Here is a 14,193-nt window from a genome sequence, read left to right on the forward strand (position 1 = left end):
TTGTTATCGGCTTACATTGTTAGCAACAAAATTATGTGCGCAGGATCGGATTTTTTAGTGCCTTGGTGATAACGGCATGACAATTTAGTAGAAAAAATTCATCTTTTTTTCAATTAATAGCCGCTAATTCATCTTTTGATAAACTTATGAAATAAATTGAGATTTCATTGCTTGTGAATTTGATCACTATTTTACTTTGGTTGAAAGGGGGTTATCACACATTGGCGTAATTTTTGATGTTGTCCTATGTTTGTATGCGTGGCCAAGGAGAGGGAATGTTAGGCCGCGAATATCATTAAGGATTAATAAGGAGATACCCATGAAAATGCTGCTAACCGCTGTGTTGGCTGGTGCTATGGTGATGACGCCTGCGCTGGCTGCTGAAAAAGTCACAGTCGACAATCAACAAGTTGTTCCTCTGACCGTTAATATCAATAGTGCCGATGTTGGCCAACTTACCCAGTTAAAAGGTATAGGTGAGTCCAAAGCAATCGCTATTATTGAATATCGTAATACTAATGGTAAATTCGCTTCGATTGACGAGTTATCCAATGTTAAAGGCATTGGAACTAAACTCTTGGAGCAGAATCGCGCCAATCTTTCTCTGTAAGATTATTTGCTAGTTACAGGTTTCGATGTTGACTAGCGACTAAACTTTAATGGATATAATGCCCGTCTTGACGGGCATTTGTATACTGAGTGTGCAGTTAATGACAAACAGGAGCGATCATTGGGATAATCACTTGATTGCATCGCGGCCATAGTAGATAATGCTCGCCGTCTTAAGGAAGGCTTTCTTAAGAATCTATGGTGACCCTAGGGTCCCTCCGCAATGATAACTTGTGAACTCGGCCAGGCCCGGAAGGGAGCAACCGCAGCAGGCGACTCATGTGCCGGAGTGTGGCTCTAGGGGAACCTCCAAAACCTCTCTGCCTTTATATTATCGTATTTTCTTGCGCAGTTATTAATTACCAGAAACACCTATTCGTAGACACAACTATTCGTTTTCTGCTTTCTCTTTAGCTTGTTGACGTTTTAAAAAGGCTCGTGACTTTTCCAGTGCTGTTTGAATTTGTTGTTTCATTTGCTTGAGTTCATGTTGGTCTTCGAAGAAGTATGTATCGACCAGATGGCGTATATAACGAACGGGTAGTTGATTGAGCGTGACGCAGCATAGATCGGCTAAATAGTCGGCTGGCAACTCGTCGAGTAAACCTTCATCGGAAAGTTGCTCCATCAAAAGTATTTCATAGTAGTTGCGAATTTCCAGTTGCATTGGCGTCTCCCTATTAGCTTGTTTATTAGACAAGTATCAGTTTGCTACCATATTGTACTGGCGGCAATAAAAACTTGTGCATGACGTTCTGATAACGCCTGTGGCTGTTTGCTATAGCCGCCACCAATAACGCAAGCAATCGGGATTTCTAGCTTTTTTGCCGTGCTCAGTACCAAATGATCCCGTTGATAAATTCCTTGAGTGCTAATATCGAAGTGGCCTAAATCATCATCATGATGAACATCGACTCCGGCATCATAAATGATCAGTTCCGGTTGATAGAAGCGAATGGCAAGGTCTAACGTTTGTTTTATGGCGTCGAGATAGACAGAATCTTGGGTTCCTTTAGGTAACTCAATATCGATATCTGATTGCTGTTTTCTGGCTGGGAAGTTTTGCTGACAATGAATCGAGCAGCTAATCACATCGGGATATTGCTGACTCATGGTCGCCGTTCCATCCCCCTGATGCACATCACAATCAAAGATCAGCACTCTGGATAAGTCATGAGACTGCTTTGCATGTACTGCGGAGGCGATTAAATCGTTAAAGACGCAATAACCACTGCCAAAATCATAATGAGCATGATGATAGCCGCCACTCAGTTGCAGGGCGATACCATGCTGAATGGCTAAATCACAAGCTTGCATAGTGCCTGAGACAGAATGTAGTGAACGCTCTATCACTGCAGGAGTAAGGGGTAATCCCATGCGCCTAACGGCTTGACTCGACAAGCTTAGACTTAATAACTGCGTAACGTAATCGGGACTGTGGATTTGATTTAGCCAATGGCGATCAACGGCACTTGGCTGGTGGAACTGTTCAGCGTTAGCGATTTGGTTATCAATTAAATATTGATAAAGCTGCTGATATTTGAATTGCGGAAATCTGTGGTGTAAAGGTAACGCCAGCTGCGAGTAGCTGGCGTGATAAATAAGCGGTAGCATAACCAAATATTATAATTGCTTTATGGCCCAGCTCATAAACTCTTTACGAGTTTTATCATCGGCATGTAACCACCAATACTGCAGCATCTGCTGAGCATGATCCACGTCACTAGTGGGGATTTTTGCTGGCAAGGTTCTAGCTTCGATTGTTGAGGTATTAGCTGCGTTACTACTGGAGGCAACGGCTGTGCTGGTTGCTGCTGCGGCGGCTACTTCGATATCTTGGCTATTACCATTAAATAGCTTGGCAACGAAGCTGTCTTCAGTGAGATCGGTTTGGGTGACTTTATAATTGACCTCGCCACCATCTTTGCGCTTAATAATCACTTGAGGTGACTTGGCAAAACTTTTTGGACGCTTAACAACGTCACCTTCAGCAGGCATAAGTGAATAGCTATGATCTCCATCCACCGCAATGGTTACAATAAAGGGGGATGATTTTATAAAGCTTTGGCTATCGCTGAAATCATCTTCAACCATCTCATGATAACGGATAGCTATCTTATGGCTGCCATTGTCTAACTCAAGATCCGATTTGTGGTTAAACAGGCTGCTTTCGACTTTTTTACCATCGAGCGCTAAATATTCAAATGACATAGGAATCGTCAAATTGGCAGCCATTGCCGATGATCCACCGAATAGAGCGAGAATGGCGGTGAAGGGTAATACTGATTTCATTGTTGCTCCTTAACGATTTTGACCCTTATATGGGCGTTCAAACGCCTGAATACGGTCTTCAATATAACTAATTGCCTGTCGACACTTTCCTAAGCGACGATGCACTAAAAGTATCTCATTTTGCAGTGCAATTTTTTCTGAACTATGACAGTTTTCTAATTTTAACTGCAAATATTCAATTTTTTGCTCAAATGTTTTAACCCAATTGAGATGCTTATTCAGTTCATCATAGAGCTGATGGCTGTTGTGCATCACTCCGGAAGCAATCCAACTAAAACCACTCTCTTCGTGGGATTTTTGTCTACGTTTTTTAGCATGGGCGAAACGAGCGTCACGTTGCTGTTCTGCTGACTTCACATCTAAACTGGTGGTGTTCAGCGCCCGACGAAGAGCGGTAAACCTATCGTGAATGCCTTCACAGCTTAACGCTATCGTGTCATTCGAGATATTACCTTTTAGTAGTTGCTCCAGTTGAGTGATTTTTTTACTGATCTGTTCAATACAAGGTGCTAGCTGCGCACCGGTTTGTTGAAACAAACCATGATTAAAACGTTCAGTATCATGCAAGAGTTTGCGCTGGCCTTTAGCAAGCTGGCTATCATGTTGTAATACTTCCTGTTCTAGCTGTTTGAGTTGGACTCTTAAACGATAAATTAGTTCAGCCGTGTTCATGCCCATGCACTCCAAGCTAAGTTAACCGCGATTAAGATAACAATGGTGATGAATAGCGGACGAATAAAGGGGACACCAAACTTAATTGCAGTGCGAGCACCAACAAATGAGCCCAACATCATGCATATCCCCATGGCTAAACCTATCATGATATTGACTTGACCTAGCGCCAAAAAGACTAATAAAGAGGTGAGGTTGCTGATAAAAGTCATTGCTCTGGCTAAGCCGCAGCTTTCGAGTACCGGCAGTTTATATTGTGACACGCTACTGATGGTCCAAAAAGCACCAACGGCGGGACCGGCAAAACCATCATAAAATCCTAGTGGTAGCCCTTGGCGCCACTGCTTAAATTTTGAAGGAGACTTTGACGGAGCGCTGTAGGTTGCTTTGCCCATAGAACCAGGTTTTAGCAAGGTATAGATTGCAATTACTATTATGATGATAGGCAGTAGTTTCTCTAGCCATTGGCTGTCGATCAGATAAACCACAAAGGTGCCGATAACCGCACCTATGAAGGTAGCGATGGCGGCGTGATACCAAAATTGTGGGGTAAAATAGTGTTTACGGTAATAGGTAAAAGCGGCCATCGATGAGCCGAAGCTGGCTGCGAGTTTATTGGTACCTAATGCTAAATGTGGAGGAATACCTATGGTCAACAAGGCCGGAATAGATAATAGTCCGCCGCCGCCAACGACAGCATCGATAAACCCAGCGAGAAAACCGGTTGCGACTAAAATTGCCCAACTGCTTGGTTCTAAAAGTAACTCCAAAGGTGTTCCTATTCTATCACTTGGCGAAATGGCGGTAAGGCATCGAGGAGTGATTTGCCGTAACGCTTGGTCACCAAGCGTCGGTCTAATATGCTAATTCGACCATAATCCTCTTCCTTACGCAGTAATCTACCACAACTTTGGATCAATTTACGCGACGCATCTGGAATAGTTAATTGCAAAAAGGGATTACCCCCTTTGGCCTTGATATATTCTGCATGGGCTTGTTCAACCGGCGAGGTGGGCACTGCGAAAGGTAGTTTAGTTATAATCAGATTGGTTAAGTACTCACCGGGAAGGTCTAAACCTTCTGAAAAACTGCCGGTGCCAAAGATGATGCTGATCTGGCCATCATCGCAGCGCTGTTTGTGTTGCTTTAATAGCTGTTGACGTGAATCTTCACCTTGAATGAGCAAATGGGTTTTAATTTTAGGACGGATTAAATCGGCCACTTTTTCCATCTGCCAGTAAGAGGCAAATAATACTAAGGTAGCCGTTTCACCTTCTATTAATGTGAGAATTTGCTCTGCTAGTTCATCGGTATAGCGTTCATCCGTGGGCTCTGAGCGCATCTTTGGAATAAACAGCGTGGCATTTTGTTCAAAATCAAATGGGCTATCCATAGCTAAGTAACGACTGCCATCATTAACCGATAAGCCCACTTGGTGGGTAAAATGATTGAAGTTATTTAATGCTCGCAAGGTAGCACTACATAAGACTACACCGGCGGCTTTCTCCCATAATAAGGACTCCAGCATAAAACCGACTTCGATGGGGGAGACATTAAATAGATAATCATTTTGTTTACCGGGTAGTTGTTCTACCCACCTTGCCATTGGAGCGCCTTTGCTATTGTCTGGCTTAGCGGTCATCTTCCATAATTTATGCAAGTTCTCTAGGCGTTGCAGCATAAAACCAGTTTCGCTCAACAGTTGCTCTGCCTGATGTTTGGGCAGTTCTCCATCTTTGATACTCTCATTTAGTAAAATTAGCATCTTATTAAATTGCTTGAGCGCACCATTACTGGCCGTAGACAAGTTTTCGGCTTGGATCACTAAGGCTTGTGGAAGTTTGCCATGTTCAAAACGAATGCGATTTTCTGGGTTATCAAAAGCTGCAGCCTGTCCATCACAGTATTGTGCTACCCCATTTAACAGGCCTGTTAAATCGGTAATATGATCCATCATTGCCTGGGCTGGTGCGATAATGTGATTGCTTTTAAGCTGGTTTTGTAATTTGGCACTGGTTTTCGCAATTTTTTCCAGCCAATCGATCGCACCGCGAAGAGTCGCCTGAGCACTGGAAAAGTCTCTGGCGACGATGGGAAGATGGTGCGCCTCATCGATAACATAAAAAAGTTCATCAGGTTCGGGAAGAATAACCCCGCCGCCTAGCTCTAAATCGGCGAACAACAAACTGTGGTTAGCAATTAACACATCCCAATCATTGATATCTTCACGGGCCTTATGAAAAGGGCAATGCCTATGGCTTGCCAGTTGACGATGGCAGCTGTGTTTATCGCAGCAGATCTGAGCCCACAGGTGATCTGGTAATGGACTCGTTAAGGTGTCGCGCTCACCATTCCAGCGTCCTTGATGAAAATCTTTTAGTAAGGTTTGTAGTAGCTCAATTTGGCTGTGATCGGGTTTAGTTTGCCACATGGCCATTTGAGTTCCATCATCGCTGCCAATCAACATCTCTAATTTGGCTAAGCAGACGTATCGTTGCCGACCTTTCACTAAGCCGAAGGTAAAATCTAAACCCGAATGTTGTAAGAAGAAGGGCAGGTCTTTATTTAACAATTGCTCCTGCAATGCCACGGTAGCCGTTGCAATACAAACTTTTTTCTTACTGGCTAAGGCTAATGGGATTGTGCCAAGAATATAAGCTAATGATTTACCAATGCCGGTTCCGGCCTCTACGACGATGATGCGTCTATGCTTGTCATATTCGCCAGCCAAAGTTTTCGAGATTTCGGCCACAATGTAATTTTGTTCTCGGCGTGAGCGAAAATTAGGCAGTGATGTCGCAATATCTTTATAGATGGTGCGGATCTGAGTTTTGACATTAGCTGATAACATGTAAGCTGGCGGCAGATAAATAATGCTGTACATAATAACAGTGATTACATAGCCTAAGAAGAGCTGGGGAGACTATTTCAATAGTTTTTCGCTAAATACCATGTAACTTTATGAATTAATTGCGTAAGTGAGTATTCTTGAATTCATCAACAGCCAGATTTGTTAAAGGCAGAATATTAACCCGCCACTATGTTGGTAATGCGCTGCATTATTATCTTAAAACACCAGATGGACCGCTGCGAGTGGTGGTTAATAATACTGAACGAGTCTGCTTTTGCCGTACTCAAGATTGCTCACGTCTGCTGACTGCGACGGGAGTTCAGGGCATTCGCCATGAAGATTTAGCGCTTAAAACTTTCAAGCAAGAGCCTGTGTCTGCGTTATATCTTTCCGGTAATGCCAGCTTTCGGGCCGTGTCTAAAAATGCCACCGATTTAGGCATTGCACTCTATGAGGCCGATGTTAGGCCTGAGCAGAGATATCTCATAGAACGTTTTATCGCCTTAGACGTGGAGTTTGTAGGCGAATATGAATCGTCACATAACATGTCATCCATGATTGCAACTCGTGCTCGTAAGGCGGAGGTCGATGTGCCGCTGTCTATTGTCTCGCTGGATTTTGAATGTGCCATGAATGGCGAGTTATACAGTGTTGGCTTGTATGGCGAGGATATTTCGCGTGTGATCATGGTGGACGACAGTCATCAGCAACAGACTCAATTTGCACAAGAGACTAAAGTGTTTGATGATCAATCTAATACAGCTTTTGAAATTCAATGGGTTAAAGATGAAGCCAGTTTAATTCAGGCATTAATAGATTGGTTTGTAGCCGTGGACCCCGACATTATCATCGGCTGGGCTGTGGTAACTTTTGATTTAGCTTTATTGTATCGCCGCGCTGCTAAACATCATATTCCACTTCTTCTCGGGCGCAATCACCAGCCTTTAACTTGGAAGGTAGAAGACAAGTTTCGTCCAGAAACCTTGGTACTACCTGGAAGGGTTGTGCTAGATGGTATCGATTGGTTAAAGGCCGCTTTTTATCAATTTGATAGTTACTCGTTAGAGTATGTATCGCGGGAGTTGTTAGGTGAAGGTAAAGCTATTGATGATGTTGCTAATCGTGGTGAAGGTATCACTCAGATGTTTCATCAAGATAAAGTGGCATTGGCTAAATATAATCTGACTGATTGTCGGTTGGTTTGGGATGTTTTTCAGAAAACAGCATTAACCGAATTCGCATTGGAACGCTCACGATTAACGGGTTTAGAACTGGGTAGAGTGGGGGCGTCGGTAGCGGCATTTAATCACCTTTATTTACCCCATCTACACCGAGCTGGCTATATTGCCCCGAGTGAGCCAGCTAGTGATGGCATCGAAAGCCCCGGTGGCTATGTTATGGATTCGATACCCGGCTTGTATAAAAATATTTTAGTGCTGGACTTTAAAAGCTTATACCCTTCAATTATTCGTACATTTTTGATCGACCCTAAGGGGTTGGTAGAAGGGCTATTACAGGACGAAGGCCAAACCGTTAGTGGTTTTTTAGGCGGGCGTTTTAGTCGCCAAGACCCCATCTTACCTAAACTGATTGCACAATTAGCCAATCAGCGGGAGCTGGCTAAAAAACATCAGAATGCCCCTTTATCCCAAGCGATTAAAATTATTATGAACTCCCTTTATGGTGTGCTTGGCTCGAGAGGGTGTGTGTTTCATGACGCCAAACTGGCCAGTTCGATCACCCTGCGTGGGCACCAAATCATGAAGCAGACCCGAGCTTGGATTGAAGCGCTTGGGTTAACGGTTATCTATGGCGATACCGATTCCACCTTTGTCCATTTGGCAGATGTGAGCTCAATTGAGGATATAGATGATTTTGCAAAACAGTTAGTTAAAAGGATTAATCTGAAATGGCAGAAATTGCTTAAACAGGACTATGATCTAGACTGTTACCTTGAGCTTGAATATGAACGCCATTATGAGCAGTTTTTTATGCCAACGCTGCGCGGTTCAACCGAGGGGTCTAAGAAACGTTATGTTGGTGCATATACACAACCTGATGGTGAGTTGAAGTTAATATTTAAGGGCATGGAGCAGGTACGTAGTGATTGGAGTCCACTTGCTCGACAGGTACAAGCTCAGTTGTATTACCGTTTGTTTGCTAAGCAAGATGTAGTCGAATATTTAGCAGGAATAACACAAGCGTTGCAGTCGGGTGAGTTAGATGAGCTGTTGGTGTTTACAAAGCGCTTAAGGAGAGATATTGAGGATTACACGGCTAAATCGTCTCCCCATGTTAAAGCGGCAGGTTTATGGTGTGAACGCAGTGGCGATCCCCGATATGGAAAACGTGGGGCTAAAGTTGAGTATGTGATCACCACCAACGGGGCGCAACCCATTGCCTGTTGTCAGGGGCAGATTGACTATCAATATTATTTAGATAAACAAATCGCGCCTATTTCTGATCCTGTACTTTCATTATTAAATACGAGTTTCAGCGAAGTTACTTCAAAACAGCTATCGTTAATTTAATTAGGGTGAGGTTGATGTTAAGTTGTACTTATCTCGATACAATGTTAAAAAATAGTTTTTAGTATGATTTAAAAGGAATTTTTACGTTTATATGTTCGATGCGAGGTGCATTATTTGTGATATTCATCTATGAGAGGCTGCTGTTGTTTTGCTAATCTCTATTAAAATAATGACGAAATTAAGCAACGACCCTTGTACCAAATTGAATGCGAGCGGAATACTGATAGAAGGATAGGTAAACAGATGAAAAAAAGTTTATTAGCAACTGCATTAGCAACAGTGATTGTTGTACCAACTGCATCTGCGATTGAGATTTATAAAGACGATAAAAATGCCGTTGAAATTGGTGGCTTTGTTGATGCTCGTGTTATTGACACTCATGGTGTAACGGAAGTGGTCAACGGCGCATCACGTATTAATTTTGGTTTCACTCGTGAATTAAGTGACGGATGGAAAGCCTTTACGAAGTTAGAGTGGGGTGTTAACCCGTTTGGTAACAGTACCATTGTATATAGCAGTGAGAGTAACTTTGAATCTCAAGGCGGAGAATTTTTAAACAACCGTCTTGGTTATGTTGGTGTTGCCAATGATTCATACGGTAGCTTAACAATTGGTAAGCAATGGGGGGCTTGGTATGATGTGGTTTACAACACTAACTATGGTTTTGTGTGGGACGGCAACGCCGCTGGTGTTTATACCTACAATAAGGCGGATGGTGCGGTAAATGGTGTTGGTCGTGGTGATAAAACCGTCCAATATCGTAATGAATTTGGTGACTTTAGTTTTGCCGTTCAAACACAGTTAAAAAACGATACTTTTTATACTTGTGAAAATGACGGAATATCAACCTCAGACTGTCAAGAGCGTTGGGACCAAGGTCTTGATTCCGAAGAGGTCGAATATGGTCATACCTATGGTGTCGCTGTCACATATAACGTGACAGATAAACTCATGTTGACTGCAGGTCTTAACCGTGGTGAGTTTGATGTGACTTTCAGGGGGTCGGGTAATAAAATCAGCGCAACCGATATGATCTATGGTGCAGGGATCACTTGGGGTGGGTTTGATGATGATGGCTTTTATGCTGCAGCAAACTACAACTACAATGAGAATCATGACACAGATAATTTAGGCCGATTGATCAAAGATTCATACGGTATCGAAACTCTATTCTCATATAAATTTGAAAATGGTTGGCGTCCATTTATCTCTTACAACATTTTAGATGCGGGTAAAAACTATATCACTCAGCCAAATAATGTTGATCCAGAGTCTACCTTTAAGCGCCAGTTTGTCGTTGTGGGTTTGCATTATGTGTGGGACAACCATACAGTGCTGTATATCGAAGGGCGTAAAGATTACAGCGAATTCGATGCGGTTACTGTGGAAGGCCTACGAGACGCCGAAGCGATGGCTCAAGATGAAGAAGATGGCGTAGCGATAGGTATACGTTACTCACTTTGATCTTTATTGCTTCATTTGCAAAAAAACACGCCTTAGAGCGTGTTTTTTTATTGCACAGAAAATATCAGATGTACTCAATCATATTAAGAGGGGGGCTACTCGGTGAGTTTTAGCACTTAAGCACTTAAGATACTGCTTTAATGAGTTTGCTCTTAGCACAACTATGTTCTCACTCTTTGCAATCAACCAGGATATTGTGAATGTCTTTTAATGCAGGAGCAATTGAGGGCAATCAACATGGATGTTGTGAATGCCTTCAATGCAGGAGCAATTAAAGGCATTGTCTCAGAATCTTGATATTCTCGCAGAGCGTTCACATCTTTACTGATTGGTATTATTGCCAAACAGCGCCCTATTCAATTTTATATTCTCAAGGTATAGGTGATAAAAGTTTATCCCCTATCAATTGCTCATTGTTTAGTTCCTACCTAATTGATTGAGGTTTTAAACGCTATCAATCGAAAGTCGTCATTTTTAAATTTTGTATAAATAATGAGCGACTTTGATATCTAAATCCCTTTAGTCAAGATATCACTTACTGCGTAATTAATAGTTTACGAATGTGGTACTGAATATAGTATTTACCACATTTTACAACTTATCACTTGTATCAGTATTCAGTTATTAACCTGTTACTGAACGTATCAATTGTTACAACACCGACTCATTTATAATGTCACTAAAATATATCCTGGGATATTTATCTTCATTGAATTATATATTTAAGTTGTTGTTATTGAATGGTTATTCTTCATTATTCAATGTGTTTGGTAATAATCAGTCGATAATTCAGTTTTCATTATGCTTAACCCGTTCAACATCACTAATTAACTAAGAAGTGTGGGCTTCGTCTACAAAACGACCACATGATTCATAAATCTGTAAATTCAATGATGCAAATGTTGATTAAATGTTTCAGTTATGGTTTTATTTGTTTGCGAATGTACACATGTGTAACGAATGGCGTTGATAGTGTTTACGTTCACATAAAAAATAAAAAATAAAGTCCAGGGAGAAACAACATGTATAAGAACAGCTTATTAGCTAATTCAGTGCGCTTTGCACTAATTAGTGGTGCGGCTATGACAGCGTTTACTGCACCAGCAGTTTATGCAGCAGACGAAGAGTCAGCAGATAAAGTTGAACGAATTGAAGTTACAGGTTCACGCATTAAGCGTAGTGATCTTGAAGGTGCTTCACCTGTTACAACTATTACTGCAGAAGATATGAAAGTTGAAGGTAACTTTACTGTAGCTGATGCGCTACGTAACAGTAACCTTAACTCTTTTGGTTCTTTCTCTGAGCGTTCAGGTAGCTCTGCACAGTCTCAAGCGACTATCAACCTACGTGGTGCGGGTTCAAGCCGTACTCTAGTACTGATTGATGGTAAGCGTTTCCCAGGTTCACCAACTTTAGGTGGTGCTTCAGCTAACCTTAACGCTATTCCAATGGCAGCGGTTGAGCGCATCGAAATCCTAACTGATGGTGCTTCATCTACTTACGGTTCTGACGCAATTGCTGGTGTTGTTAACATCATCATGAAGAAGAACTACCAAGGTATTGAATTTAGTGTTGGTGGCGGTTCACGTGATCGTGATGGCGGCCTAACAAGTAAAGAATTTTCGGTTATTGCTGGTTATGAAATGGATAAGGGTAACATTACCTTTGCATTCGACCATCAAGATCGTCTAGGTATTTCTGATGGTGACCGTGAATTCACTGCACCTTGGATGAAAGATCTTAATGGCGATGGTGTTATCCAAGCTTACTCAGAAACTGATGGCTGGTCTTACTACGGTGCTACCGTGCTTACTCCTGATTTCTCAGAGGCTCAAGCTTCACCACTTTGTGGCGATTTAGCCGCTCAGTATGGTGATGACGTATTTAAAGAAGTTGCTGCAGATGATGACTGGGGTCCAGGTTCAACATACTGTATGTATGCTTATGGTAACGTTTCATACAACAAAGCATCAGTTGACCGTAACACGGTATACGTAGATGCTAACTATGAAGTATTCGATGATGTTGAGTGGTTCGGTCGTGTCATGTTCACTCAGAACAACTCGTTTGGTCGTTACGCTCCTCCAGCGGCGGCTTGGACAAATATGTCAGCAAGCAACCCAAATAACCCATACGGTCAAGACGGTGCATACGGTCTATGGCGTTGGGTTGGTATTGGTACTCGTGACGGTAACGTTGACGATTACAACCAAGATTACCTAACAGGTCTTCGTGGCTCTATCGGTGCATGGAACGATGCAACTTGGGAATTCTACTACCACTTCAATAAGGCTGATAACAAGTCTATCGGTGAATACTACCTAAGCTATTCAGGTCTTGCATACAACGAAGCAAATGGTATCGATTTAGGATCTGAGCAAGGTGTTAACAATTTAAAGGCGACAACCCTGACGCAAGATACTGCTGAATTCCATCAGTACAACGCGGGTATCGGTTTTGACCTGTTTGAACTCCCAGGTGGTACAGTTGCGCATTACTTCGGTATGGAATACTTCCGCCAAGAATATAACTCACAATACGACGCACAGTCAGAAGCGGGTCTAATTGGTGGTAGTGCGGGTAACTCTGCCGGTGGCGATCGTCAAGTATGGGCTGCATTCTACGAAGCGGCGCTACCTGTGACCGATACTGTAGAAGTTAACCTTGCTGCTCGTTTCGATGATTATGATGATTTTGGTACTAACGTAGCGCCTAAAGCCTCTGTTCGTTGGCAAGCGCTTGATAGCGTAGTGGTTCGTGCTTCATACTCAGAAGCATTCCGAGCTCCTGCTCTAGACCAACTATACGCAGCAACCACTTTCAGTGCTGAAACTGGTACCGATTACGCTTACTGTGATTCTGTAGGTACGCCAGCTTCTGCTTGTTCTTCAAGACAATATGATACTTACATCAGCGCTAACAAAGATCTAGGTCCTGAAACTTCTAAGTACTTAAACTTAGGTTTGGCTTGGGATATCGTTGAGAACCTAGGTGTTAAAGTTGATTACTTCGATCTTCAAATTGATGATGTAATTAGCCAACGTTCTATCACTAACGTAATGCGTGGTATTGCAAGTGGTAGCTTAGCAACATCTAACACCTTCTATGTCACTCGTGCTCCAGGTCAAGGTGGTAACTTAGGCCCAGCAATTCAAGTAGGTACAGGTTATGGTAACACTGATAAGCTGACCATTAAGGGTGTTGACGTTGCATTTAACGGTAACTTCGAAACTAGCATTGGTGATTTCGGTGTAAACTGGACCAACAGCTTTGTACTTGATTATACTCAAGAAGTTGAAGGTGGTACCGATGCAGTGAATACTGCTGGTTGGTCTGGACAACCAGACTTCAAGTCTGTGTTAACTACCACTTACACTATGGGTGATCACCGTGTTTCTTGGAACATGAACTATACCGATAGCACTTATGAGTCGAGCACTTATGATAGCAATGGTGACCTAGTTCCAGAAGGTAGCTTGGATTCATGGTTAATTCACAACGTGACATATACTTATAATATCGGCGAATTCGGTTCTATCATGGTTGGCGTGAACAACTTAACTGATGAAGATCCAGTACTATCTTCAGACGGAAAGTATGAAAACCCAAGCCTGTATAACAACTATGGCCGTGAGTACACTGCACGTTATACACTTAAGTTCTAAGAATTAGTTCTAAGACAATTAAGTAATACATATAGATATATAAAATAGTAAACTTCAAAAAGGCCCATAAATGGGCCTTTTTTTATGCTTAAATAGAAGCGCTGAACAA

Annotated in this window: 10 protein-coding genes and 1 other RNA gene; 5 read left to right on the plus strand and 6 right to left on the minus strand. The window is 42.3% G+C overall.

Annotated features, from left to right (window positions below):
* Positions 1 to 319 precede the first annotated feature (319 nt).
* Entirely contained in the window at positions 320 to 610 is a 291-nt protein-coding gene (locus L1D21_RS04620) for a helix-hairpin-helix domain-containing protein (RefSeq protein WP_239844043.1), read from the plus strand.
* Between the two features lie 206 nt (positions 611 to 816).
* An RNA gene (ffs, locus tag L1D21_RS04625) (signal recognition particle sRNA small type) lies at positions 817 to 913 on the plus strand.
* A gap of 84 nt (positions 914 to 997) precedes the next feature.
* On the opposite strand, the gene L1D21_RS04630 is transcribed toward ffs, so the two are convergent.
* Genes L1D21_RS04630 through dinG form a run of 6 tightly spaced genes read right to left on the minus strand, consistent with a single transcriptional unit; the run spans position 998 to position 6,424 of the window.
* Positions 998 to 1,276: a late competence development ComFB family protein gene (locus L1D21_RS04630; protein WP_239844044.1), complete on the minus strand. Its 279-nt coding sequence runs from the start codon at positions 1,274 to 1,276 to the stop codon at positions 998 to 1,000.
* 44 nt (positions 1,277 to 1,320) lie between these two features.
* Positions 1,321 to 2,223, minus strand: a complete 903-nt coding sequence (locus L1D21_RS04635; protein ID WP_239844045.1) for a histone deacetylase — start codon at positions 2,221 to 2,223, stop codon at positions 1,321 to 1,323.
* 9 nt (positions 2,224 to 2,232) lie between these two features.
* Positions 2,233 to 2,901 carry a DUF2057 domain-containing protein gene (locus tag L1D21_RS04640; protein WP_239844046.1) on the minus strand — a complete coding sequence of 223 codons (669 nt, stop codon included), beginning with the start codon at positions 2,899 to 2,901 and terminating at the stop codon, positions 2,233 to 2,235.
* Between the two features lie 9 nt (positions 2,902 to 2,910).
* On the minus strand, positions 2,911 to 3,573 hold the full coding sequence (locus L1D21_RS04645) for a primosomal replication protein (protein WP_239844047.1): 663 nt from the start codon (positions 3,571 to 3,573) through the stop codon (positions 2,911 to 2,913).
* The gene (locus L1D21_RS04650) at positions 3,570 to 4,343 is read right to left on the minus strand and encodes a TSUP family transporter (RefSeq protein ID WP_239844048.1); all 774 of its coding nucleotides are present in this window, start codon (positions 4,341 to 4,343) and stop codon (positions 3,570 to 3,572) included. Before L1D21_RS04650 ends, L1D21_RS04645 begins: the two co-directional genes overlap by 4 nt.
* Before the next feature lie 8 nt (positions 4,344 to 4,351).
* Entirely contained in the window at positions 4,352 to 6,424 is a 2,073-nt protein-coding gene (dinG, locus tag L1D21_RS04655; protein WP_239844190.1) for an ATP-dependent DNA helicase DinG, read from the minus strand.
* Between the two features lie 137 nt (positions 6,425 to 6,561).
* On the opposite strand from dinG, the gene L1D21_RS04660 reads away from it, so the two are divergent.
* The 3 genes from L1D21_RS04660 (at position 6,562) to L1D21_RS04670 (ending at position 14,084) form a co-directional block, all read left to right on the plus strand.
* Positions 6,562 to 8,955, plus strand: a complete 2,394-nt coding sequence (locus L1D21_RS04660) for a DNA polymerase II (protein ID WP_239844049.1) — start codon at positions 6,562 to 6,564, stop codon at positions 8,953 to 8,955.
* A 243-nt stretch (positions 8,956 to 9,198) separates the two neighbouring features.
* Positions 9,199 to 10,419 (plus strand): porin, encoded by a 1,221-nt coding sequence (locus tag L1D21_RS04665; RefSeq protein ID WP_239844050.1) that lies wholly within the window; start codon positions 9,199 to 9,201, stop codon positions 10,417 to 10,419.
* A gap of 1,022 nt (positions 10,420 to 11,441) precedes the next feature.
* On the plus strand, positions 11,442 to 14,084 hold the full coding sequence (locus L1D21_RS04670) for a TonB-dependent receptor (RefSeq protein ID WP_239844051.1): 2,643 nt from the start codon (positions 11,442 to 11,444) through the stop codon (positions 14,082 to 14,084).
* Positions 14,085 to 14,193: the final 109 nt, after the last annotated feature.

The sequence above is a fragment of the Shewanella sp. Isolate11 genome, assembly GCF_022398315.1.
In the GTDB taxonomy this organism is placed as follows: Bacteria; Pseudomonadota; Gammaproteobacteria; order Enterobacterales; family Shewanellaceae; genus Shewanella.

Coding starts and splice junctions, on each gene's coding strand:
- L1D21_RS04620 (WP_239844043.1), top strand. CDS start 320: ATGAAAATGCTGCTAACCGCTGTGTTGGCTGGTGCTATGGTGATGACG.
- L1D21_RS04630 (WP_239844044.1), bottom strand. CDS start 1,276: ATGCAACTGGAAATTCGCAACTACTATGAAATACTTTTGATGGAGCAA.
- L1D21_RS04645 (WP_239844047.1), bottom strand. CDS start 3,573: ATGAACACGGCTGAACTAATTTATCGTTTAAGAGTCCAACTCAAACAG.
- L1D21_RS04665 (WP_239844050.1), top strand. CDS start 9,199: ATGAAAAAAAGTTTATTAGCAACTGCATTAGCAACAGTGATTGTTGTA.
- dinG (WP_239844190.1), bottom strand. CDS start 6,424: ATGTTATCAGCTAATGTCAAAACTCAGATCCGCACCATCTATAAAGAT.
- L1D21_RS04670 (WP_239844051.1), top strand. CDS start 11,442: ATGTATAAGAACAGCTTATTAGCTAATTCAGTGCGCTTTGCACTAATT.
- L1D21_RS04640 (WP_239844046.1), bottom strand. CDS start 2,901: ATGAAATCAGTATTACCCTTCACCGCCATTCTCGCTCTATTCGGTGGA.
- L1D21_RS04635 (WP_239844045.1), bottom strand. CDS start 2,223: ATGCTACCGCTTATTTATCACGCCAGCTACTCGCAGCTGGCGTTACCT.